The 25,710-nt window shown below is 72.7% G+C and carries 2 protein-coding genes; both read right to left on the bottom strand.

From position 1 onward, the window contains the following. Window positions 1-227: 227 nt before the first annotated feature. Window positions 228-5,201 (bottom strand): type I polyketide synthase, encoded by a 4,974-nt coding sequence (locus tag ACZ4XJ_RS05745; protein ID WP_468495419.1) that lies wholly within the window; start codon window positions 5,199-5,201, stop codon window positions 228-230. 246 nt (window positions 5,202-5,447) lie between these two features. Then, the gene (locus ACZ4XJ_RS05750) at window positions 5,448-25,694 is read right to left on the bottom strand and encodes a type I polyketide synthase (protein WP_468495420.1); all 20,247 of its coding nucleotides are present in this window, start codon (window positions 25,692-25,694) and stop codon (window positions 5,448-5,450) included. Between the last annotated feature and the right edge of the window lie 16 nt (window positions 25,695-25,710).

Raw genomic sequence — 25,710 nt, forward strand, 5'->3', positions numbered from 1 at the left:
AGACGGCATCGGAAAACTGTGTGCAGCGCCGAGAATTGACATCGGAAATGCGAGTGCTTCACTCGTCGGGCGAAGCGACTCCCGACCGCAGGCTATTTCCGGCCCAACCCGCCCTACAACCCCTAACTGCCCCCTACGCACCCCTGGTGGGGGAATGCGTAGGGGGCAGTGTTTCCCGGGCAATTACTCACGGGAGCTGGTCATCTTCACCGAAAATCGGCAGACCGTCAATAACGACCGAGTCCCTTGTTGATAAAGGCGAACAGTTCCTCGTCGCTGGCGTCCTGGAGCTGGTCCGCCGCGTCGACGTCCCCGTCCGCACCGGCCGTCGCGTCGCCACCGGCGCCGTCGACCCCGAGGGCCGCCGCGACGTTTTCCGTCGGACCGGCGGCGGTCGGGTCCTCGCTGTCGTTCCACTTCGTCAGCAGCGACTGGAGCCGCATCGTCACCCTGGCCCGCACCACGTTGTCGCCCGTGCCCTGTTCCAGTACGGATTCCAGTCGGTCGAGTTCCTCCAGCAGCGGGGCCCCGCCGGCCACCGCGTCGGGCACGATCCCGGCGCGCAGGTAGGCGGCGACGGCGGCCGGGGTGGGGTGGTCGAAGACGAGGCTGGCCGGCAGCTTCAGCCCGCTGACGGCGCCGAGCCGGTTGCGCAGCTCGACGGAGGTGAGGGAGTCGAATCCCAGCTCCTTGAACGCCCGCCCGGCTTCGACGGCCGTCAGGTCGGGGTGCCCGAGGACGGCGGCGACGGCCGTGCGGACCAGGTCCAGCAGCAGGCGCTCCTGCTCCACCTCGGGCAGCCCGGCGAGCTGCCGCGTCAGCGGCGCGCCCCCGGCCAGGTCGTCGGCGGTCTCGCGTTCCGCGCTCTCGATGACCCGCCGGGCCTCGGGGAGTTCCAGCAGTAGCGGACGGTCCCGGTCGGCGGTGAAGGCGAGGGTGAACCGCTTCCAGTCCATGTCGACGACGGTGAGGGTGCTCTCGTCCCGGTCCAGGGCGTGCTGGAGCGAAGCCAGCGTCCGGGCGGGCGACATGGCGATGATGCCGTGGCGCCGCATCCGGTCGCCCGCCGCGCTGTCGTCGCCGTCCGCACTGCCCCAGGGACCCCAGGCGAGGGAGGTCGCGGGCAGGCCTTCGGCCCGCCGGTACGCGGCGAAGGCGTCCAGGAACGCGTTGCCGGGGGCCTGGTTGCCCTGGCCGGGGGCGCCGAAGGTGGCGGCGAAGGAGGAGAAGAGGACGAACGCCGACAGGTCGAGGTCACGGGTCAGCTCGTGCAGGTTCCGCGTCGCGTCGACCTTGACCCGCAGGACACCGGCGACCTGCTCGGGGGTGAGCGTCTCGATGACCCCGTCATCGACGACGGCCGCCGCGTGGATCACCGCGCCGAGCGGCCGGTCGGCGGGTACGGAAGCCAGGAGGGCGGCGAGTTCCTCGCGGTCGCCGACGTCGCAGGCGGCGACGGTGACGTCCGCGCCGAGCGCGATCAGCTCCGCGCGCAGCTCGGCGGCGCCGGGCGCGTCCGGACCACGACGACTGGTAAGGACCAGGTGCTCCGCACCGTTCGAAGCGAGCCAGCGGGCCACGTGCGCGCCGAGCGCGCCCGTCCCCCCGGCGACCAGCGTCGTACCGGCCGGACGCCACTCGCGCACGACCGGCGACTCGGCGAGGCGGGCCCGCACGAGACGCCGTACGAACACCCCGGAAGCCCGCACGGCCACCTGGTCCTCGGTGCCGTCACCGGCCAGCACCCCTACGAGCCGGCCCAAGGTCCGGTCATCGACCTCCGACGGCAGGTCGACCAGGCCACCCCAGCGGCCCCCCTGTTCCATGGAGGCGACCCGACCGAGACCCCAGATCAGCGCCTGCTCCGGGTCCTCGACCCGGTCGGTCCGCCCTGCGGCGACCGCGTTCCGGGTGACGCACCACAGGGGCGCGGCCACGTCGGCGTCACCGAGGGCCTGGGACAGCGCGAGCCCGGCGGCAAAGGCGGCATCGCCGGCGAGGGCGAGGAGGGAGACGACGCCCGCGGGGTCGTCCGCCCCGGCGGTGACGGCCTTCAGCGTGGTGGCGAGCGCGTCCCGGTCGGCGGCTCCGGCGGCGACGGTGACCGTACGGACCTCCGCGCCGTGCTCGGCGAGCGTACGCAGCACACCGGCGGCGGCGTCGTCCCCGGCCGGGGCCTCCGGTACGACGACGAGCCACACCCCGGACAGGCGTTGCCGGGTCGGATCGTCGGCCCGGGACTTCCAGGTGACCCGGTAGCGCCATCCGTCGACCGTGGACTCCTCGCGGCTCTGTCGCCGCCAGGAGGACAGACCCGGCAGGACGGTACCCAGCGACTGGATCGCGTCGGGCGTGTCGAAGGCCAGCGCTTCGGCGAGCGCCGTCACGTCCTCCCGTTCGACGGCGTCCCAGAACCGGGCGTCGACCACACTCTCCGCAGCCTGCTCCCCCGCTTCGACGGGGGCGGGCTCGGGCCAGAAACGCTGCGACTGGAAGGCGTAGGTCGGCAGGTCCACGCGCCGGGCACCCGTACCGGCGAACACGGCGTCCCAGTCGACGGCCACACCCCGCACGTACGCCTCACCGAGCGACAACCAGAAGCGTTCCAACCCGCCCTCGTTGCGGCGCAGGGAGCCCAGGACGGCCGCCTCGCGGCCCGCGTCCTCCACGGTCTCCTGCATCCCGACGGTCAGCACGGGGTGGGGGCTCGACTCGATGAACACGCCGAAACCCTGATCGAGGAGCGTGCGAGTGGCTTCCTCCAGCTCGACCGTCTGGCGGAGGTTGCGGAACCAGTAACCCGCGTCCAGCTCGGGCCCATTGACCCACTCACCCGTCACGGTCGACAGGAACGGCACCCGCGCGGGCTGCGCAACGATCGGCGCGAGCAACTCGCCCAGTTCGTCCTTCAGGAGATCGACCTGGGCGGAATGCGAGGCGTAGTCCACCGCGATCCGCTTCGCACGAATCCCGTCAGCCTCGCAAGCGGCCAGGAGTTCTTCCAAGGCCTCGACCTCACCGGAAACGACCACCGAGGACGGGCCGTTGACAGCGGCGACGGAAATCCGCGCCTCGCCCCACGGCGCGATCCGCTCACGCACCTCGACAGCGGACAGGGGCACGGAGACCATGCCACCCAAACCGGCCAGCACCCGACCGATCGCCTGACTGCGCAGGGCAACCACCCGAGCCGCATCCTCCAGCGACAGGATCCCCGCCACACACACGGCAGCGATCTCACCCTGCGAATGCCCGATCACCGCACCCGGACGCACACCCGCCGCCCGCCACACCTCGGCAAGAGACACCATCACCGAGAACAACGCCGGCTGAACCACATCCACCCGATCGAACGACGGCGCGCCCTCCACACCCCGCAACACATCGATCAACGACCAGTCCGTGAACGGCTCCAACGCCTTCGCACACTCATCGATCCGCGCCGCGAACACGGCCGACGAGTCCAACAGACCCACCGCCATCCCCACCCACTGCGAACCCTGACCCGGGAACACGAACGCCGTCTTCCCACCGATCACCGACCCCGTCACCACACCCGCGGCCATCGCACCCGACGCCACCGCACCCACACCCGCCACGTGATCACCCAGCACCACCGCACGATGATCCAAACCCGCACGCGACGACACCAACGACCAACCCACATCCACCGGATCCACACCCGCACCACCCGGCAACCAACCCACCAGACGATCCGCCTGCGCCCGCAAAGCCGCCGCACTCTTGCCCGACAACACCCACGGCACCACCGGCAAACCCACACCAGAACCCACACCAGAACCGGAGGCCTCCACCTCCGGCGCCTGCTCCACGATCACGTGCGCGTTCGTCCCACTGAACCCGAACGACGACACACCCGCACGACGCGGGTGGTCGGTCTCGGGCCACGTCGTACGTTCCGTGAGCAGTTCGACGGCGCCGGACTGCCAGTCCACGTGGGGCGAGGGCTCGTCGACGTGCAGGGTGCGGGGCAGGACCCCGTGCCGCATGGCCAGCACCATCTTGATCACGCCCGCCACGCCCGCCGCGGCCTGGGTGTGCCCGATGTTCGACTTCACCGAGCCCAGGAACAGCGGTTGTCCCTCGGCGCGGGCCTGTCCGTACGTCGCCATCAGGGCCTGTGCCTCGATCGGGTCGCCGAGTGAGGTTCCCGTGCCGTGGGCCTCCACCACGTCGATCTGATCGGTGGAGAGCCGCGCGTTGGTCAGGGCCTGGCGGATGACGCGCTGCTGCGAGGGGCCGTTGGGGGCCGTCAGGCCGTTCGAGGCGCCGTCCTGGTTGATCGCGGAGCCACGGACCACGGCGAGCACCGGGCGACCGTTCTTTCGTGCGTCGGAGAGTCGTTCCAGGAGCAGGACGCCGACTCCTTCCGCCGGGCCGAAGCCGTCGGCGCCCGCCGCGAAGGCCTTGCAGCGGCCGTCCGTGGACAGTCCGCGCTGCTTGCTGAACTCGACGAAGAGTCCGGGCGTGGACATGACGTGGACGCCGCCGGCGACGGCCATGGAGCACTCCCCCGCCCGCAGGGCCTGCACCGCGAGGTGCAGGGCGACCAGGGATGCCGAGCACGCGGTGTCGACGGTGACCGCCGGGCCTTCGAGGCCGAAGGTGTAAGAGAGGCGACCGGACAGGACGCTGGAGGCGTTGCCGGTGCCGAGGTGGCCCGCGTAGTCCTCGCTCGCTTCGAGCAGCGGGGTGAGGTAGTCGGAGCCGTTCATGCCGACGAAGACGCCGCTCCGGCTACCGCGCAGGGTGTGCGGGTCGATGCCGGCCCGCTCGAACGCCTCCCAGGAGGTTTCCAGCAGCAGCCGCTGCTGCGGGTCCATCGCCATGGCCTCGCGCGGGGAGATCCCGAAGAAGTCGGCGTCGAACGCGGAGGCACCGTCGAGGAACCCGCCCTCGCGGGTGGTCGAGGTGCCCTGTTCGTCGGGGTCGTCGGAGAACAGGTGGTCCAGGTCCCAGCCCCGGTCGGTGGGGAACGCGGTGAGGGCGTCGCCGCCGGCGGCGAGCAGGTCCCACAGTTCCTCGGGCGAGCGGACGCCGCCGGGGAAGCGGCAGCTCATGGCCGTGATGGCGACGGGCTCGTGGGCCTGGCTCTCGATGTCCCGCAGACGTCCGTACGCCTCGTCGAGATCCGTCGTGACCTTCTTGAGGTATTCGCGGAGCTTTGCTTCGTTCGCCACTGGCGCTTCACCTATTCGCGTGTCGAGACCGTGGAGGGACGGCTCAAGAATTCAAGGGAGTTCCGGGGAGGCCGGACGGATCCTTGGAGATCCGGGGAGATCGAGTGAGTCCGAGTGAGTTCGAGTGAGTTCGAGTCGGATCCGGGAGCCGGGGGTAGCCCGAGGATATTTGAGGAATATCGGCAAGCCCGGGGCCGTACCGCCGGAACAGGGGTTCCGGCGGTACGGCCTGGGGGTGGTTGGGGTTCAGCCCTGACCGAACTTCTTGTCGATGAGGGCGAACAGCTCGTCGTCGCTCGCGTCCTCGATCTCGCCGGCGCCCGCCTCGTCGTCCGTCCCGCGGGCCTCGTTCCACTGGGCCAGCAGGGTCTGGAGCCGTACCGCGACCCGTGCGTGGGCCGCGTCGTCGCCGGCGGTCGCGGCCAGTTCCGTCGGGTCCAGCGAGGAGAAGGTGCTTTCGAGGCGGTCGAGTTCCTCCAGTACGGAGAGCTTGCGGCCGCTCGTCCCCTCGGGGGCCAGCTCGCCGAGCACCTGCCGGGCGAGAGCGGCCGGGGTCGGGTAGTCGTAGATCAAGGTGGCGGACAGGCGCAGCCCGGTGGCCGCGCCGAGCCGGTTGCGCAGCTCGACCGCGGTCAACGAGTCGAAGCCCAGCTCCTTGAACGCCTGCTCCTCCCCGATCTGTTCTGCGGACCGGTAGCCGAGTACGGCGGCGACCTGCCCCCGCACAAGGTCCAGTACGGTCCGCTCCCGCTCAGCCGGCGCCAGCCCGGCGAGCCGCTGCGCCGGCGACTGCTCCCCCGCCCCGTCGGGCGCGGTCGTGCCGTCGGCGGGGGAGGTGACGGACGACGCCGTCGCCCGTCGCCGCTGTCGGACGGGGGTCCGGACCAGGCCGCGGAACATCGGGAGGATCCCGCCGTCCGCGGCCCGGGCCCGCAGGGTGGGGAGGTCGACGGCCACGGGCAGCAGGACCGGCTCGCCGTCCGCCGCGAGGGCGGCGTCGAAGAGCGCGAGGCCTTCCCGTGCCGACAGCGGCGCGACACCGCCGCGCGCGGCGCGTCCCCGCTCCGCGTCGGTGAGCCGGCCCGCCATGCCGCGTTCTTCGGCCCACATGCCCCACACCAGGGACAGTGCGGCGAGCCCGCCGGCCCGGCGGTGCCGGGCGAGCGCGTCGAGGAAGACGTTCGCCGCACCGTAGTTGGCCTGACCCGCACCGCCGAGGGTGCCGGCGGCGGCCGAGAAAAGGACGAACGCCGACAGGTCGAGGTGACGGGTCAACTCGTGCAGGTTCAGCGCCCCGTCGACCTTGGGCCGCATCACCCGGTCGACGCGCTCGGGAGTGAGCAGGTCCACGACGCCGTCGTCCAGGACGGCCGCCGTGTGGATGACCGCCGTCAACGGACGCTCGGCCGGTACGGAGTCCAGCAGCGCGGCCAGTGCGGCCCGGTCGGCGACGTCGCACGCCGCCCAGGTGACCTGCGCCCCCAACGCGGTCAGCCGCGTGGTGAGTTCGCCGGCCGACTCCGTGTCGCCGCCGCGGCGGCCGGTGAGCAGCAGGTGGCGTACGCCGTGTTCGGTGACCAGGTGGCGGGTGAGGAGGCCGGCGAGTCCGCCGCCGGCCCCGGTGACGAGGACCGTACCGCGGGTGTCGATGCGGCTCTTCGTGTCGTCCCCGTCCGTCGTCCCGGCGACGGTGTCCACCCGGGCCAACCTCGGTACGTACAGCGTTCCGTTGCGTACGGCGAGTTCGGGCTCCTCGGATGTGAGGGCGGCCGCGAGGGCCCGCCCTGAGGCATCGCTCCCGTCGAGGTCGACGAGTACGAACCGGTCGGGGTGCTCGGTCTGCGCCGCGCGCAGCAGGCCCCACACCGGGGTGTGGGCGAGGTCGACGGCCTCGGTGTCGGTGTGCGCGGCCACGGCGCCCCGGGTGACGACGGCGAGGCGTGCGCCGGCGAAGCGGCCGTTGTCCAGCCAGGTCTGCACGGTCGCGAGCGCCCGGTGCGTCACCTCGTGGACCTCGTCCGCCGTCGGGTGGGCCGGGGTGCGGCCGGTGCTCGCCGTGAACGGCACGACCACGGTGTCGGGCGCGGGCCGGCGCCCGGCGGCGACGGCTTCCTCCAGGGCCACCAGGTCCTCGTACGTCGCGACGGGGACCCCGGCGTCGCCCAGGGCGGCGGCGAACGAGTCGGCGCCGGAGCCGGCGCCGATGACCGCGAGGGTCGCGGAGCCCACCCGGGCGGCCGCCGTCGTCCGCACCCAGTCGAGGCGGAACAGCGAGTCGTGGACCCCGTCGGGGGCCGGCGCCGTGAACCGCTCGACGTCGACTTCCCGGGTCACCAGGGTCGCGACGGACGCGACGGGCACGCCCTGCGCGTCGGCCAGTTCGACGGACACGGTGTCCGCGCCGCCCGGGGTGATCCGCAGGCGCAGCGTGTCGGCCACGTCCACGCCCGCCCCGTGGAGCCGTACTCCGCGCCAGGCGAGCGGTTCGCGGGCGGTGGTGTCCGCGGCGGTGGCGGCCAGGGCCTGTACCGCCGCGTCGAGGAGAGCGGGATGGAGGGCGAACCCAGCTGCCGGGGAGCGCAGTTCGTCGGAGAGTCCGACCTCTGCGAAGACCTCGTCGCCGCGCACCCAGATCCCGTTCAGGGTCCTGAGCTCCGGTCCGTGGTGGAGCCCGGCGACCGCGAGGCGCTCGTGCACGTCTTCGACGGGAACCTCCACGGCGTCGGCGGGCGGCCACGCTTCGGCGCCGACGGAGCCGACGACGCCCCCGGCTGCCCACTCGGCTTCGAAGGGGGCTTCGAAGGCGGCCCCGGATTCGGTCTCGGATTCGGTCTCGGATTCGGTCTCGCCGAGGTGGCCCGTGGCGTGGCGGGACCAGGTCCCGCCGTGTGCCGTGGGGCCGTCCGTCGCTTCGGTCCGACTGTGTACCTGGACGGTGCGACGTCCGGCGTCGTCCGCCCCGCCGACGGTGAGCCGGAGCTGTACGGCTCCGACCTCAGGCAGCACGAGCGGTGCCTCGTGGGTCAGCTCCTCCAGCCGGCCGCAGCCGGCCTCGGCGCCGGCCCGCAGCGCGAGTTCGACGAAGGCCGCACCGGGCACGACCACCGAGTCGGCCACGACGTGGCCGGCCAACCAGGGGTGCGTACGGCGGGACAGTCGGCCGGTGAACAGGAACCCTCCCGTGTCCGGCAGTTCGACCGCCGCGCCGAGCAGCGGGTGCCCCGCCGACTCGATGCCGAGCGAGGCGGCGTCCTCCAGCGCCGCGAAGGAGTCGATCCAGTAGCGCTCGCGCTGGAAGGCGTACGTCGGCAGGTCGACGCGCCGCGCGCCGGTCCCGGCGTAGAAGGCCGTCCAGTCGACGGTGACGCCTTGGACGTGCGCCTGCGCGAGGGCGGTGACGAGGGTCACGGCCTCGGCGCGTGCCTTGCGGAGCACGGGCACACACGTGACGGTCGCCTCGGCCAGGCAGTCCTGGGCGAGGGCGGACAGGATCCCGTCGGGACCGAGTTCGAGGTACGTGGTCACGCCGGCGGCTTCCAGCGCGCGGACGCCGTCGAGGAACCGGACACCCTCGCGGACGTGCCGGACCCAGAAGTCCGCGCTGCCCATCTCGTCCCCGGCGATCAGGGCGCCGGTCAGGTTCGAGACGATCGGGACGCGCGGCGTCGCGTACGCCAGCCCGTCCGCCACCTTGCGGAAGTCGGCGAGCATGCCGTCCATGTGCGGCGAATGGAACGCGTGACTCACCGTGAGCCGCTTGGACTTGCGGCCGGTGAAGGCCTCCACGACCGCCGTCGCCGCGTCCTCGTCACCCGCGATCACGACCGACTGCGGGCCGTTGACGGCGGCGACGCTCACCCGGTCCGTCAGCAACGGCAGGACCTCGTCCTCCGAGGCCTGCAGGGCGATCATCACGCCACCAGTCGGCAGCGCCTGCATCAACCGGCCGCGCGCCGCGACCAGCGTGCACGCGTCGTCCAGCGACAGGACACCCGCCACGTGCGCGGCAGATATCTCACCGACCGAATGCCCGGACACGAAGTCCGGCCGCACGCCCCACGATTCCAGCAGCCGGAACAGTGCCACCTCCACCGCGAACAACGCCGGCTGGGCGTACTCGGTCCGATCCAGCAGGCCGCCATCCGCCCCGAACAGCACCTCCTTCAGCGGCACTTCCAGGTCGAGCCGCTCGCACACCGCGTCCAGCGCGGCGGCGAACACCGGGAAGGCGTCGTACAGTTCACCCCCCATCCCGATCCGCTGGCTGCCCTGCCCGGTGAACAGGAAAGCCACCATCTGTTCCGTGTTCGCCACACCCCGGGTCAGCTCGGCGGCGGAGTCGCCTGCCGCGAGCGCCGTCAGCGCCCCTCGGTAAGCCTCCTCCCCGTCCGCGACGATCACGGCGCGGTGGTCGAGCAGGGCCCGGCCGGTCGCGAGCGAGTGACCGACGTCCACCGGCCGTGCCCCGCCGCCGCCGGCGAGGTGGCCGAGCAGCCGGGCGGCCTGGTCGCGCAGAGCGGCCTGCGTACGGCCGGTGAGGATCCACGGCCAGGCGCCGGACTCGTCGGCCTCCGGTGACTCGGGGGCCTCCATCGCATCGGGCGTTTCAGGGGCCTGCTCCAGGATGGTGTGGGCGTTCGTGCCGCTCACACCGAACGAGGAGACACCGGCCCGGCGCGGGCGGCCGGTCTCAGGCCACGCCCGCTGCTCGGTCAGCAGTTCCACCTCGCCCGCCGTCCAGTCGACGTGCGGGGTGGGCCCGTCGACGTGCAGGGTCTGCGGCAGCGTGCCGTGCCGCATGGCCATCACCATCTTGATGACGCCCGCGACACCGGCCGCGGCCTGGGTGTGCCCGATGTTCGACTTGATCGAACCGAGCAGCAGCGGCCGGCCCTCGGGCCGGTCCTGCCCGTACGTGGCCAGCAGCGCCTGCGCCTCGATCGGGTCGCCCAGCTTCGTGCCCGTGCCGTGGGCCTCGACGGCGTCCACGTCGGCGGCGGTCAGACCCGCGCCGGCCAGCGCCGCACGGATCACCCGCTGCTGCGACGGCCCGTTCGGTGCCGTCAGACCGTTGCTCGCACCGTCCTGGTTGACCGCCGAACCACACACCACCGCCAGCACCGGATGACCGTTGCGGCGGGCGTCCGACAGCCGCTCCACGAGCAGCATGCCGACACCCTCACCCCAACCCGTACCGTCCGCGCCCTCCGCGAAGGCCTTGATCCGGCCGTCCGCGGCGAGGCCGCCCTGGCGGGCGAACTCGACGAACGCTCCCGGTGTCGACATGACCGTCACACCACCGGCCAGAGCGATCGAGCATTCGCCGTTGCGGAGCGCCTGTACGGCGAGGTGCAGGGCCACGAGCGATGCCGAGCACGCGGTGTCGACGGTGACGGCCGGCCCTTCGAGGCCGAACACGTAGGAGAGGCGGCCGGAGACGACGCTCGCGGAGTTGCCGGTGCTCATGAACCCGTCTCCGCCGTCGGCGGAGTTCAACACGAGCGAAAGGTAGTCCTGCCCGTTGGTCCCGACGAACACGCCGGCCTGGCTGCCGCGCAGGGACGACGGGTCGATGCCGGCCCGCTCGAACGCCTCCCACGAGGTCTCCAGCAACAGCCGCTGCTGCGGGTCCATGGCGAGGGCCTCGCGCGGTGAGATCCCGAAGAATCCGGGGTCGAACTGCGCGACGTCGTAGAGGAATCCACCTTCGCGGGCGTACGGGGTCTCCTGCTCGGAGCGCGGCCCGAAGAGTTCCTCCGCGTCCCAGCCCCGGTCGGCCGGGAACTCGCCGATGGCGTCGCCGCCGGCGGCAAGCAGCTGCCACAGGTCCTCGGGGGTGCGCACGCCACCGGGGAAGCGGCAGCTCATCGCGACGATCGCGATCGGATCGTCGTCGCCCGGCTTGGCCGTCGCCCGCGCCGCGGGAGCGCTCACCGCTTCCGCGTTGCCGAGCAGTTCACCGCGCAGGTGGTCCGCCAGGTCCGTGGAGGTCGGGTAGTCGTAGATGAGTGTGGCCGGCAGGCGCAGTCCGGTGGTGGAACCCAGCCGGTTGCGGAGTTCGACGGCGGTCAGCGAATCGAAGCCGAGTTCCTTGAACGCCCGTCCCGCGCCGACGCTTTCCGCTCCGGCGTGACCGAGGACCGCGGCGACCTCCTTGCGGACGAGGTCCAGCAGCAGCCGGTCCCGCTCGGCGACGGAGAGTCCCGCCAGCCGCGACACGAGGGACTGCCGACCGTGGCCCGACCCGTCGGACGACCCTGCGTCGGCCCCGCGTGCGGTGAAGGCACCGCGTGCCTCCGGTAGTTCGGCGAAGAGGTTGCCGGGGCGCACGGCGGTGAAGCCGGTGGCGAACCGGTCCCAGTCCACGTCCACGACGGTGACGACGGTGTCGTTCGCGTCGAGGGCGCGGTGGAGGGCGTCGATCGCCGACCCGGCGGCCATGGGCGGTACGCCGCCCTTGCGCATGCGGGCGTCGAGCGCGCCGTCGGCGGCCATGCCGCCCTCGGCCCACGGGCCCCACGCGATCGACGTGGCGGCCAGGCCGTCGGCACGCCGCTGTTCGGCCAGCGCGTCCAAGTAGGCGTTGGCCGCTGCGTAGTTGGCCTGGCCGGCCGTGCCCCACGTACCCGTGACGGACGAGAACAGGACGAACGCGGAGAGTTCGATGCCGAGTTCGACGGTCAGCTCGTGCAGGTTGAGGGCGGAGACCGCCTTGGCCCGGAGTACGGACTCGAACCGGTCCGGCGTGAGGGCGTCGAGCACGCCGTCGTCCAGGATTCCGGCGGTGTGGACGATCGCGGTGAGCGTGTCGGCCTCGGTGGCCAGCAGCGTGCGCAGCGCATCCCGGTCGGCGGCGTCACACGCAACCACCGACACCTCCACACCCAGCTCCGACAGCTCGGCGGCCAGCTCGGCCGCCCCGGGGGCGTCCATGCCCCGCCGGCTGGTCAGCACCAGACGCCCGGCGCCGGCTCCGGCCAACCACCGCGCGACCCGACCACCCAGCGCACCCGTACCACCGGTCACCAACACTGTCCCGGACGGCGCCCAGGACGGCTCGCCCTGAACGGCGGCGGCACGGACCAGACGGCGCCCGAAGACCCCGGACGAACGCACCGCGACCTGGTCCTCACCGGCAGGAGCACCGGCCAGGACCCCGGCCAACCGGCCCATCGCCCGCTCGTCCCACACCTCGGGAAGGTCGACGAGACCACCCCAGCGTTCGGGCGCCTCCAGCGCGGCCACCCGACCAAGACCCCACACCTGCGCCTGAACCGGCGACACCAGCCGATCCGAACGACCCACGCTCACCGCACCACGCGTCACGCACCACAGCGGCGCCCCGACCCCGGCATCGCCGAGCGCCTGCACCAGGACGGCTGTCGCGCCGATACCGGCCGACTCGTCCCATGCGAGCAGGGACACCACACCGGCGACGGCGCTTTCCACACCGGACAGCAGCCCGGCAAGGGCTTCCCGATCGGTGCCGGACTCGACCGCCACGCGGTGGACCTCAGCCCCACGCCCGCTCAGCGCGCCCACCACGGCCGTGTCGTCCACGCCGGCGGTCGGAACCACCAGCAGCCAGGACCCGGACAGGCCCGCGCCGGCGCCGTCGACGTCCGCCAGCGGCTTCCACGACACCCGGTACCGCCACCCGTCGACCTCCGGGCCCGTGCCCGCGGCCCCGCCGCGTCGCCCGAGCGCCGTTTCCGGCCAGTACCGGCTGCGCTGGAAGGCGTACGTCGGCAGGTCGACGCGTACGGCGCCGTTCCCGTGGAGCGTCTGCCAGTCGACGGGGATCCCGCGGACGTGGCTGCCGGCCAGCGCGGCCATGGCCGTTTCCGTCTCGGACCGCCCCTTGCGCAGCACCGGCACGAACACCGCACTCGGCTCGGTCAGGCACTCCTGTCCGAGGGCGGACAGGACACCCTCGGGCCCGAGTTCGAGGTACGTCGTGACCCCCGCGGCCTCCAGGGCCCGCATGCCGTCGAGGAAGCGAACGGCTTCGCGGACGTGGCGGACCCAGAAGTCCGCGGTGGCGAGTTCCTCGGTGACGAGGGACCCGGTCAGGTTCGACACGATCGGGATGCGCGGCGTCGCGAACGACAGTCCCTCCACCACCCGGCGGAAGTCCTCCAACATGGCGTCCATGTGCGGCGAGTGGAACGCGTGACTGACCGAGAGCTGCTTGCTCTTACGACCGCTGAGGGATGCGGCGATGGCCACCGCGGCGTCTTCATCACCCGCGATCACCACCGACTGCGGGCCGTTGACGGCCGCGATGCTCACCCGGTCCGTCAGCAGCGGCAGGACCTCGTCCTCCGAAGCCTGAACGGCGATCATCACGCCGCCGGCCGGCAGCGCCTGCATCAACCGACCACGCGCCGCGACCAACGTGCACGCGTCGTCCAGCGACAGCACACCGGACACGTGCGCGGCGGCGATCTCACCGATCGAATGCCCGCAGAGGAAGTCCGGCTTCACACCCCACGACTCGAGGAGCCGGAACAGCGCCACCTCGACCGCGAACAACGCCGGCTGCGTGAACCGCGTCTCGTCCAACAGGCCCGCATCCGACCCGAAGAGAACGTCCCGCAACGGCACTTCGAGATCCAGACGCGCACCCACGGCGTCGAGAGCCTGCGCGAACACCGGGTAGGCGTCGTACAGTTCACGCCCCATGCCGAGGCGCTGGCTCCCCTGACCGGTGAACAGGAAGGCGACCTTCCCGCCGACCGGCGACCCCGTCACCACTCCCGGCGCCGTGTCTCCGTCCGCCAGGGCCGCGAGACCGGCCAGCAGGCCCTCACGGTCCGTGGCGGTCACCGCCGCCCGCTCCTCGAACGCCGAGCGGCCGGTCGCCAGCGTCCTGCCGACGTCCGTCAGCGACAGCTCGGGGTCCGCCTGGAGTCGCGCCCGCAGCCGGTCGGCCTGGGCCCGCAGCCCCGTCCCGCTCTTCGCCGAAATCACCAGCGGCAGCGGCATCCGCCGGGCACTCGGCTCCACGGCTCCCGCGTCGCCCGCGCCGAGCTCCGCCTGCGACAGCTGTGACAGCTGCGGCGCCGGCGGGGCCTGCTCGATGATCGTGTGTGCGTTGGTGCCGCTGAAGCCGAACGAGGAGACGCCGGCCCGGCGCGGACGGCCGGTCTCCGGCCAGGGCCGCCGCTCGGTCAGCAGTTCGATGTCACCCGCCTGCCAGTCCACCTGCGGGGACGGCTCGTCGATGTGGAGGCTTTCGGGAAGCTCCCCCTCCCGCATGGCCATCACCATCTTGATGACGCCCGCGACACCGGCCGCGGCCTGCGTGTGCCCGATGTTCGATTTGATCGAACCGAGCAGCAGCGGCCGGCCCTCGGGCCGGTCCTGCCCGTAGGTGGCCAGCAGGGCCTGGGCTTCGATCGGGTCGCCGAGGGTGGTGCCGGTGCCGTGGGCCTCGACGGCGTCCACGTCGGCGGCGGTCAGGCCCGCGCCGGCCAGCGCCGCACGGATCACCCGCTGCTGCGACGGCCCGTTCGGCGCGGTCAGGCCGTTGCTCGCACCGTCCTGGTTGACGGCCGAACCACGTACGACCGCCAGCACCGGGTGTCCGTTGCGGCGGGCGTCCGACAGGCGCTCCACGAGCAGCATGCCGACACCCTCACCCCAACCGGTACCGTCCGCGCCGGCGGCGAAGGCCTTGATCCGGCCGTCGGCCGCGAGCCCGCGCTGACGGCTGAACTCGATGAACGTGCCCGGCGTGGACATCACGGTCACGCCACCGGCCAGGGCCAGGTCGCACTCACCCTGACGCAGCGCCTGGATCGCCCAGTGCAGCGCGACCAGGGACGACGAGCAGGCCGTGTCGACGGTGACCGCCGGTCCTTCGAGGCCGAACACGTACGACAGCCGGCCGGACACCACGCTCGCCGCGTTGCCCGTACCCAAATGCCCTTCCAGACCGGCCGGTTCCTCCAGGAGCACGGACAGGTAGTCCTGTCCGTTGGTACCGACGAAGACACCGGCCTGGCTGCCGCGCAGCGTCTCGGGGTCGATGCCGGCGCGCTCGAAGGCCTCCCACGAGGTTTCCAGCAGCAGGCGCTGCTGCGGGTCCATGGCGAGGGCCTCGCGCGGCGAGATCCCGAAGAAGCCGGCGTCGAAGTCGGCGACGTCGTAGAGGAAGCCGCCTTCGCGGGCGTACGAGGTGCCCTGCGTGCTCGGGTCGGCGTCGTAGAGGGCGTCGACGTTCCAGCCGCGGTCCAGGGGAAGGTCGGAAATGGCGTCGGTACCGGACGCCACCAACTGCCAGAGGTCTTCCGGCGTGCGCACTCCGCCGGGGAAGCGGCAGCTCATGGCGACGATCGCGATCGGGTCGTCGTCGACGGCCCTGACCGTCGGGCCCGCGGCCTCGACCTGGGTTCCGAGGAGTTCGGAACCCAGGTGGGCGGCGAGCGCGGCCGGGGTCGGGTAGTCGTAGACGAGCGTGGCCGACAGCCGCAGTTCGGTGGCGGCGCCGAGCCGGTTGCGGAGTTCGACCGCCGTGAGCGAGTCGAATCCGATCTCGCGGAAGGCGCGTCCCGCCTCGACGTCCTGGGCGCCGGAGTGGCCGAGGACCTCGGCGACCTGTGCACGCACGAGGTCGAGGAGGAAGGCCTCCCGGTCGTCGGCGGGCAGGCCCCGCAGGCGCTCGGCGAGCGAAGAGCCCGCGCGCTCGGTACGGTCGCCCGCCCGCTCCGCACCCCGGGTGACGGCCTCGGCCTCGGGCAGGTCGGCGAGCAGCTTGCCGACGCGTACGGCGGTGAACCCGGGCGCGAACTTAGCCCAGTCGAAGTCGACGACGGTCAGTACCGCCTCGTCCGAACCGACGGCCTGCCGGAGAGCGGTGATCGCCAGGTCGGCGTTCATGGGCGGTACGCCGCCACGGCGCATCCGGGCGTCCATCGCCTCATCGGCCGCCATGCCGCCCTCGGCCCACGGACCCCACGCGATCGACGTCGCGACCAGACCGGCAGCACGACGCTGCTCGGCCAACGCGTCCAAATAGGCGTTCGCGGCAGCATAGTTGCCCTGACCGGCCGCACCCACCGTGCCGCTCATCGAGGAAAACAACACGAACGCGGACAACTCGATACCCAGCTCGACGGTCAGCTCGTGCAGGTTCAGCGCGGAAACCGCCTTGGCCCGCAACACGGACTCGAACCGCTCCGGAGTCAGAGCGTCGAGCACCCCGTCGTCCAGGATCCCAGCCGTATGCACCACCGCCGTCAACGTGTCCGCCTCGGCGGCCAGCAGCGCACCCAACGCATCCCGGTCAGCGGCATCACACGCCACCACCGACACCTCGACACCAAGCTCCGACAACTCGGCAACCAACTCGGCCGCACCCGCAGCGTCCACACCCCGACGACTGGTCAGCACCAGACGCCCGGCACCCGCCCCGGCCAACCACCGGGCCACCCGACCACCCAGCGCACCCGTACCACCGGTCACCAACACCGTCCCCGACGGCACCCAAGAATCCGTACCCCCCGCCACCGCACGCACCAAACGACGCCCGAAGACGCCCGAAGAACGCACCGCGACCTGGTCCTCACCGACAGAACCACCGGCCAACACACCCGCCAAGCGGCCCATCGCCCGCTCGTCCCACACCTCGGGAAGGTCCACCAGACCACCCCAACGCTCCGGAACCTCCAACGCCGCCACACGACCCAGACCCCACACCTGCGCCTGAACCGCCGACACCAGGACATCGGAACGACCCACACTCACCGCACCACGCGTCAGGCACCACAACGGCGCCCCCACCCCGGCATCACCCAACGCCTGCACCAGAACAGCACTCTGAACGACACCCGCCGACTCCCCCAGAGCCAGCAGCGACACCACACCGGCCACAGAGCCGACGCCCGACAACAGACCGGCCAAGGACTCCCGCTCGGTACCCGCCTCCACCACCACCCGGCGCACCTCGGCCCCACGCCCGACCAACGCACCCACCACAGCCGCGTCATCCACGCCTCCGGCAGGAACCACCACCAGCCAGACACCCGACAGCCGCACACCGGCACCGGCGTCCGTCAGCGGCTTCCACGACACCCGGTAGCGCCAGCCGTCGATCTCCGACTGTTCCTGGCCCTGTCGGCGCCAGGCCGACAGGGCGGGGACGAGGTCGCTGATGCGTGCGTCGCCGGGCACGTCCAGTTCGGACGCCAGCGACGTCAGGTCGCCGCTCTCCACCGCGTCCCAGAACCGGGCGTCCACCCCGCCGGCGGCCGGCGTGGAGGCGACCGGGCCGTTCCAGAGGATGGTCTCGGGCCAGTAGCGCTGTCGCTGGAAGGCGTACGTCGGCAGCTCCATGCGCCGGGCGCCCGTGCCGGTGAAGAACGTCGACCAGTCGACGTCAACACCCCGGACGTGGACCCGGGCCACGGCGGTGACGACTGTCTCCGCTTCTCCCCGGTCCGCGCGCAGGGCGGGAACGAAGGCGGTCTCCGCGTCGCCCGTCAGGCACTCCTGGGCGAGGGCGGACAGTACACCGTCCGGTCCCAGCTCGACGTACGTCGTCACCCCGGCGGCTTCCAGGGTGCGGACTCCGTCCAGGAAGCGGACCGCTTCGCGGACGTGGCGGACCCAGAAGTCCGCCGAGCCCATCTCGCCCTCGGCGATGAGGGCGCCGGTCAGGTTCGACACGATCGGAATGCGCGGCGCCGCGAACGACAGGCCCTCCACCACCTGGCGGAAGTCCTCCAACATGCCGTCCATGTGGGGCGAGTGGAAGGCGTGGCTGACGGTGAGCCGCTTGCTCTTGCGGCCGACGAGCGACTCCACCACCGCGACAGCGGCGTCCTCATCACCCGCGATCACCACCGACTGCGGACCGTTGACGGCCGCGATGCTCACCCGGTCCGTCAACAGCGGCAGGACCTCGTCCTCCGAAGCCCGCACCGCGATCATCACGCCACCGGCCGGCAGCGCCTGCATCAACCGACCACGCGCCACCACCAACACACACGCGTCGTCCAGCGACAGCACACCCGCCACGTGCGCGGCAGCGATCTCACCGATCGAATGCCCCGACACGAAGTCCGGCCGGACACCCCACGATGCGAGCAGCCGGAACAGCGCCACCTCGACCGCGAACAACGCCGGCTGCGTGAACCGCGTCTCGTCCAACAGGACCGCGTCCGACCCGAACAACACGTCCTTCAAAGGCAGATCGAGCTCCAGCCGACCGCACACCTCGTCCAACGCGGCCGCGAACACCGGATACGCGTCGTACAGTTCGCGCCCCATACCCAGTCGCTGACTGCCCTGGCCGGTGAACAGGAAGGCGAGGCCGCCGCTCGATGCCACGCCTTGGACGAGGCCCGGTACCGGTTCGCCGGCGGCCAGGGCCGTCAGGCGGCCGAGGAGGGACTCGGCGTCCGACGCCGGGGCCAGCACCACCGCGCGGTGTTCCAGGGCGGCGCGGTGGGCGGCGAGGGAGTGGCCGAGGTCGAGGGCGCCGCGGGTTCCCGTGGCGGCGACGGCGTCGGCCGCGGCCGGGTGCAGGCGGTCCGCCTGGGCGCGCAGGGCGGCTGCGGTGCGGCCGGAGACGAGCCACGGCAGGACCGGGATCCCGGGCGCGGTGGGCGTCGGGGACGCGGAGTCGTCCGCGGGGTGCGGGGCCTGCTCGATGACGGCGTGGGCGTTGGTGCCGCTGTAGCCGAACGAGGAGATGCCGGCGCGGCGCGGACGGCCGGTCTCGGGCCAGGTCCGCTGTTCGGTCAGCAGCTCGATGTCGCCGGCCGTCCAATCGACGTACGGGGTGGGCTCGTCGATGTGGAGGGTTTGGGGCAGGATGCCGTGCCGCATCGCCATGACCATCTTGATGACGCCCGCGGCGCCGGCGACGGCCTGGGTGTGGCCGATGTTCGACTTCACCGAGCCGAGCAGCAGCGGCCGGCCCTCGGGTCGGTCCTGGCCGTAGGTGGCCAGGAGGGCCTGGGCCTCGATGGGGTCGCCGAGTCGGGTTCCCGTGCCGTGGGCTTCGACGGCGTCGACGTCCGTGGCGGTCAGGCCGGCGTCGGCGAGTGCTTCGCGGATGACGCGCTGCTGGGACGGGCCGTTGGGGGCGGTGAGGCCGTTGGAGGCGCCGTCCTGGTTGACGGCGGTGCCGCGGACCACGGCGAGGACGGGGTGTCCGTTGCGGCGGGCGTCGGAGAGGCGTTCCAGGAGGAGCAGGCCGACGCCCTCGGACCAGATGGTGCCGTCGGCGGCGGCGGCGAACGCCTTGATGCGGCCGTTGTCCGCGAGGCCGCGCTGGCGGCTGAACTCGGTGAACGCGCCGGGCGTGGACATGATGGTGACCGCGCCGGCAAGGGCCATGGCGCACTCGCCGCTGCGCAGGGCCTGCGCGGCGAGGTGCAGGGTGACGAGCGAGGAGGAGCAGGCGGTGTCGACGGTGACGGCCGGCCCCTCCAGGCCGAAGCTGTAGGAGATGCGGCCGGAGACGACGCTGGCGGCGTTGCCCGTGCCGAGGTGTCCTTCGAGGCCGTCGCCGTCGTTCAGCCACAGTTGGAGGTAGTCCTGGGCGTTGGAGCCGATGAACACGCCGGTGCGGCTGCCGCGCAGGGTGGTCGGGTCGATGCCGGCGCGTTCGAACGTCTCCCAGGTGGTCTCCAGCAGCAGGCGCTGCTGGGGGTCCATGGCGAGGGCTTCGCGCGGGGAGATCCCGAAGAAGGCGGCGTCGAAGGAGGCGGCCTCGTGGAGGAAGCCGCCCTCGCGGACGTAGCTGGTGCCCTCGCGGTCGGGGTCGTCGCTGTAGAGGGTGTCGAGGTCCCAGCCGCGGTCGGCGGGGAAGGCGGTGATGCCGTCGCGGCCCTCGGCGAGCATCCGCCACAGGTCCTCGGGAGAGGCGACGTTTCCGGGGAAGCGGCAGTTCATGGCGACGATGGCGATCGGGTCGTCGTCCTGGCCGGCGGCCGTGGCGGCGGCCCGGCGGGAAGTGGGGCCGCTCGCGCGGTCGCCCGCGTCGTCCGCGAGGTCGCCGACGATCTCCTGGCGGAGGTATTGGGCGAGGGCGGTGGCCGTCGGGTAGTCGAAGACGAGGGTGGCGGGCAGTCGACGGCCGGTGGCCTCGCCGAGCAGGTTGCGCAGTTCGACGGCGGTCAGCGAGTCGAAGCCGAGTTCCTTGAAGGACCGGCCGGGCTCGACGGAGGCGGCGCCCGGGTAGCCGAGCGCCGAGGCGACCTGCTTGCGTACGAGGTCGAGGAGCGCACGGTCCTGTTCGGCGGCCGGGAGCCCGGCGAGGCTCGCCCGCAGGCCGGAGACACCGGCCGCGGCGCCGCCCGCGGTACGGCGTACGGGGACCCGTACGAGTCCGCGCAGCAGCGGGGACAGGGCACCCGCGCGGGCCTGCGTGCGCAGGCCGGGGAGGTCGACGCGCATCAGGACGGGTACGGGTTCGTCGATGCGGTGGACGAGGTCGAAGAGGTCGAGGCCCTCGGCCGAGGTGAGCGGGGGCAGTCCGCCACGGGTCATGCGGCTGATGTCGGCGTCGGTGAGGCTGCCGGCCATGCCCGAGCCGTCGGCCCACAGGGACCAGGCGAGGGAGGTGGCGGGCAGGCCGAGGGAGCGGCGGTGTTGGGCGAGGGCGTCGAGGAAGACGTTGGCCGCCGCGTAGTTGCCCTGGCCGGCGCCGCCGAGGACGCCGCCGATGGAGGAGAACAGCAGGAAGGCGGAGAGGTCGAGGTCGCGGGTCAGTTCGTGCAGGTGGCAGGCCGCGTCGGCCTTGGGCCGCAGGACGGCCGACAGGCGTTCGGGCGTGAGGGACGTGACGATGCCGTCGTCGAGGACGCCGGCGGTGTGGACGACCGCGCCGAGCGGGTGCGCGGCGGGTATCGCCTCCAGTACGGCGGCCAGCGCGTCCCGGTCGGCGACGTCGCAGGCCGCCCATGTCACCGAGGCACCGGCGGCGGTGAGTTCGGTGGTGAGCCGCTGTGCTCCGGGGGTGGATCCGCCGCGCCGGCCGACGAGCAGCAGGTGGCGTACGCCGTGCTCGGCGACGAGCCGGTGGGCGATCAGCCCGCCGAGGAGCCCGCCGGCTCCGGTGATCAGGACGGTCGACTCCGGCGCGTACGTGACGCCGGCGCCCGCCGGCCGGTCCGTGTCGGTCTCCGGGGTCTCCCGGGCCACCCGGGTGAAGCGCGGTACGTGGACGGTCCCGGCGCGCAGGGCGAGGCGCGGCTCTCCCGCGGTGACGGCACCGGCCAAGGCGGCGGGCAGGGCGGTGGCGGAGGCTTCACCGGCGTCGGTGTCGGTGGCGGCGTCGGTGTCCAGCAGCAGGATCCGGTCGGGGTTCTCGGCCTGCGCGGAGGACAGCAGGCCCCGGACGACCGCGTGGACGGGGTCGGTGACCGTGTCGGTCCCACCGTCGCCGGCCGCGACGGTGCCGCTGGTCAGGACGACGAGACGGGTGGCGGCGAACCGGTCGCCGGCGAAGGGCTCCTCGCCCAGCCAGGTTCGGGCGAGGGCGAGGGCGTGGTGCGCGGCCCGGTGCACGGCATCGGCGGAGAACTCGGGCGCGGTGGCGGGCCGGCCGTCGGCGTCCTGCCCCTCGGAGCCGGCCGGGTGTTCGGCCGCCGCCTGTCCGTAGCCGGTGAACACGACGTCGGGGACGGCTGCTCCGGCGTCGACGGCGGCCGCGAGTTCGGCCAGGTCCGCGTGGACGGTGATCGTGACACCGGTCGCGCCCGCGGCGCGGAGGGCGGCGGGCACCTCGGCGCCCAGGACCGCCCAACGGCCGCCGGCCGGGGTGGCGGCGGGGGTCGCGGGCAGCGGCGTCCACTCGGTGCGGAACACGGACTCGTGGTGCGCGGTGGCCGCCGCCCGGACCTGCTCGGCCGATACGGCGCGCAGGACGAGCGAGTCGACGGTGGCGACGGGCGCGCCCGTCGGGTCCGCGATCTCCAGGCGGATGCCGCCGCCCCGGCCCGTCGGGGTGAGGTGCACGCGCAGGGCGTCGGCGCCGTTGGCGTGGAGGGTCACGCCGCTCCAGGCGAACGGGAGCCGGCCCTCGCCGTCGGTGCCGCCGAGGACTCCGAGGCCCAGCGTGTGGAGCGCCGCGTCGAGGAGCGCGGGGTGCAGGCCGAAGTCGGCCGCCGCGGTGGCGGTTTGCTCGGGCAGGGCGACTTCGGCGTAGACGCTGTCGCCCCGCTGCCAGGCGGCGGTGAGCCCTTGGAACACGGGGCCGTAGCCCATGCCGACCTCGACGAGGTCGGCGTAGAGGTTCTCCGTGGGGAGGGGTTCGGCGCCCGCCGGGGGCCACTGGCCGGCGGCGAAGGGTGTCGGGGCCGCCGAGAGGGTGGCGGGGGCGAGGACGCCGCCGGCGTGCCGTGTCCAGGGCTCGTCGGCTTCGCCGTCCTTCGGGCGGGAGGAGAGGCCGAGGGAGCGGCGACCGCTGCCGTCGGCGTCGGGCGCGCTCACGTGCATCTGGAGCTGTACGCCGCCGCGTTCGGGCAGTACGAGCGGTGCTTCGAGGGTGAGTTCTTCGAGGACTCCGCAGCCGACCTGGTCGCCGGCCCAGATCGCCAGGTCGACGAAGGCGGTGCCGGGGAGCAGCACGCTGCCCATCACGGCGTGATCGACGAGCCAGGGGTGGGTGGTCGAGGAGAGCATCGCGGTGAAGACGAGGCCCCCTGAGTCGGCGAGGGCGACGGTCGCGCCGAGCAGCGGGTGCGCGGCGGCGTCGAGTCCGGCCGCGCCGAGGTCACCGATCGGGCTGCCGGGCTCGATCCAGTAGCGCTGCCGCTGGAAGGGGTAGGTGGGCAGGTCGTCGACGCGTCCGGTACCGGCGCCGGCGAAGAAGGCCCGCCAGTCGACGCGGACGCCGCGGACGTGGGCCCGCGCGAGGGCGGTGACCAGCACCTCGGCCTCGGGGCGGCCCTTGCGCAGGGCGGGTACGAAGATGGCGTCCCGGGTGGCGGACTCCGCGGTGAGGCAGTCCTGGGCGAGGGCCGACAGGATCCCGTCCGGGCCGAGTTCCACGTACGTCGTCACGCCGGCGGCTTCCAACGTGCGGACACCGTCGAGGAAGCGGACCGCCTCGCGGACGTGCCGTACCCAGAACTCCGCCGAACCCATCTCACCGTCGGCGATCAGAGCGCCGGTCAGATTGGAGACGATCGGAATGCTCGGGGCGGCGAACGACAGGCCTGACACCACCTGACGGAAGGCGTCCACCATGCCGTCCATGTGCGGCGAGTGGAACGCGTGACTCACCGCGAGCCGCTTGGACTTACGACCGGCCAAAGCATCCACGACCGCCACGGCCGCGTCCTCGTCACCCGCGACGACCACCGCACGCGGACCGTTGATCGCCGCGATGCTCACCCGATCCGTCAGCAACGGCAGGACCTCGTCCTCCGCCGCCTCCAGCGCGATCATCACACCACCCGCCGGCAGCGCCTGCATCAACCGACCACGCGCCGCCACCAACGCGCACGCGTCCGCCAACGACAACACACCGGACACGTGCGCGGCAGCGATCTCACCGATCGAATGCCCGGACACGAAGTCCGGCCTCACACCCCACGACGCCAGCAGCCGGAACAACGCCACCTCGACCGCGAACAACGCAGGCTGCGTGAACCGGGTCTCACCCAACAGATCGACATCCGACCCGAACAGAACCTCCCGCAACGGAAGTTCGAGATCCAACGACTCGCATACCGCGTCCAACGCCTCCGCGAACACCGGGTAGGCGTCGTACAGTTCGCGACCCATCCCCAGCCGCTGACTGCCCTGACCGGTGAACAGGAACGCGAGCTTGCCGACGGTCGGGGTGCCCGATACCACGCCCGTCGCCGTGCCGTCCTCGGCCAGTGCGGCGAGGCCGGCCAGCAGGCCGTCGCGGTCGGCGGCGACGACCACCGCGCGGTCCTCGAACACCGCCCGGCCGACGGCCAGTGACGTGGCGACGTCCACGGGGTTCACCCCTGGATGATCCGCGGCGTGCGCGAGCAGCCGTCCGGCCTGGGTGCGCAGGGCGTCCCGGGTCTTCGCCGAGAGGAGCCAGGGCACGACCGGACCGGCGGTCGTGGGCGCGGGGGTCGCGGTCCCCTCCTCGGGGGTCCGGTCGGCTTCCGGAGCCTGCTCGATGATGGTGTGGACGTTGGTGCCGCTGACGCCGAAGGCGGAGACGCCGACCCGGTACGGGCGTCCGGTCCGCGGCCAGGCCCGCTGCTCCGTGAGCAGCGCGACCGCACCCGCCGTCCAGTCGACGTGCGAGGTCGGCTCGTCGACGTGCAGGGTGCGGGGCAGCACTCCGTGCCGCATCGCCATGACCATCTTGATGACGCCGGCGATACCGGCGACGTTCTGGGTGTGCCCGAGGTTCGACTTGAGGGAGCCCAGCCACAGCGGCCGGTCTGCGGGCCGGTCCTGGCCGTACGTGGCCAGCAGCGCCTGGGCCTCGATCGGGTCGCCGAGGGTCGTGCCGGTGCCGTGCGCCTCGACGGCGTCGATGTCACCGGGGGTGAGGCGGGCGCTCTCCAGGGCTTGGCGGATGACGCGCTGCTGCGCGGGGCCGTTGGGGGCGGTCAGGCCGTTGGAGGCGCCGTCCTGGTTGACGGCCGAACCCCGGACGACGGCCAGGACGTGGTGGCCGTTGCGGCGGGCGTCGGAGAGGCGTTCCACCAGCAGGACGCCGACGCCCTCCGACCAGCCGGTGCCGTCCGCCGCCTCGGCGAAGGACCGGCAGCGGCCGTCGGGCGACAGCCCGCGCTGCCGGCTGAACTCGACGAAGACCTCCGGCCCGGCGAGGACTGTGACGCCGGCGGCCAGGGCCAGCGAGCACTCCCCCTGGCGCAGCGCCTGGACGGCCATGTGCAGGGCGACGGACGACGAGGAGCAGGCCGTGTCGATGGTGGCGGCGGGGCCTTCCAGGCCGAAGACGTAGGCGAGCCGGCCGGAGACCACGCTGGAGGCGGTGCCGGTGAGGAGGTGTCCCTCGACTCCGTCGGGGAGCTCGCCCGAGCCGGCGCCGTAGGCGTTGGCGGACGCGCCGACGAACACGCCGGCGCGGCTGCCGCGCAGGGTCGCCGGGTCGATGCCGGCCCGCTCGAAGGCCTCCCAGGAGGTTTCCAGCAGCAGCCGCTGCTGCGGGTCCATGGCGAGGGCCTCGCGGGGCGAGATGCCGAAGAAGGAGGCGTCGAAGTCGGGGGCCTCGTGGAGGAAGCCGCCGTGGCGGGCGTACGTGGTGCCGGGGTGGTCGGGGTCGGGGTCGTACAGCGATTCGACGTCCCAGCCGCGGTCGGTGGGGAACTCGGAGATGGCGTCGCCGCCGCTCTCGACGAGCTTCCACAGGTCCTCGGGGGACGCGATCCCGCCGGGGAAGCGGCAGCTCATGCCGACGATCGCGATGGGTTCGCGGGAGGCGTCGGTGAGCTCCTGGTTCCGGCGGCGCAGCCGCTCGGTTTCCTTGAGGGAGGCCCGCAGCGCTTCAACGACTTTTTCGTTCGGGGTGGTCATCAGTTACTCCGCACTT

The organism is Streptomyces sp. NPDC029836 (genome assembly GCF_055574495.1).

Bases quoted from the DNA above. Each gene is read 5' to 3' on its own strand.
- ACZ4XJ_RS05750 (WP_468495420.1), bottom strand. From the start codon at position 25,694: ATGACCACCCCGAACGAAAAAGTCGTTGAAGCGCTGCGGGCCTCCCTC.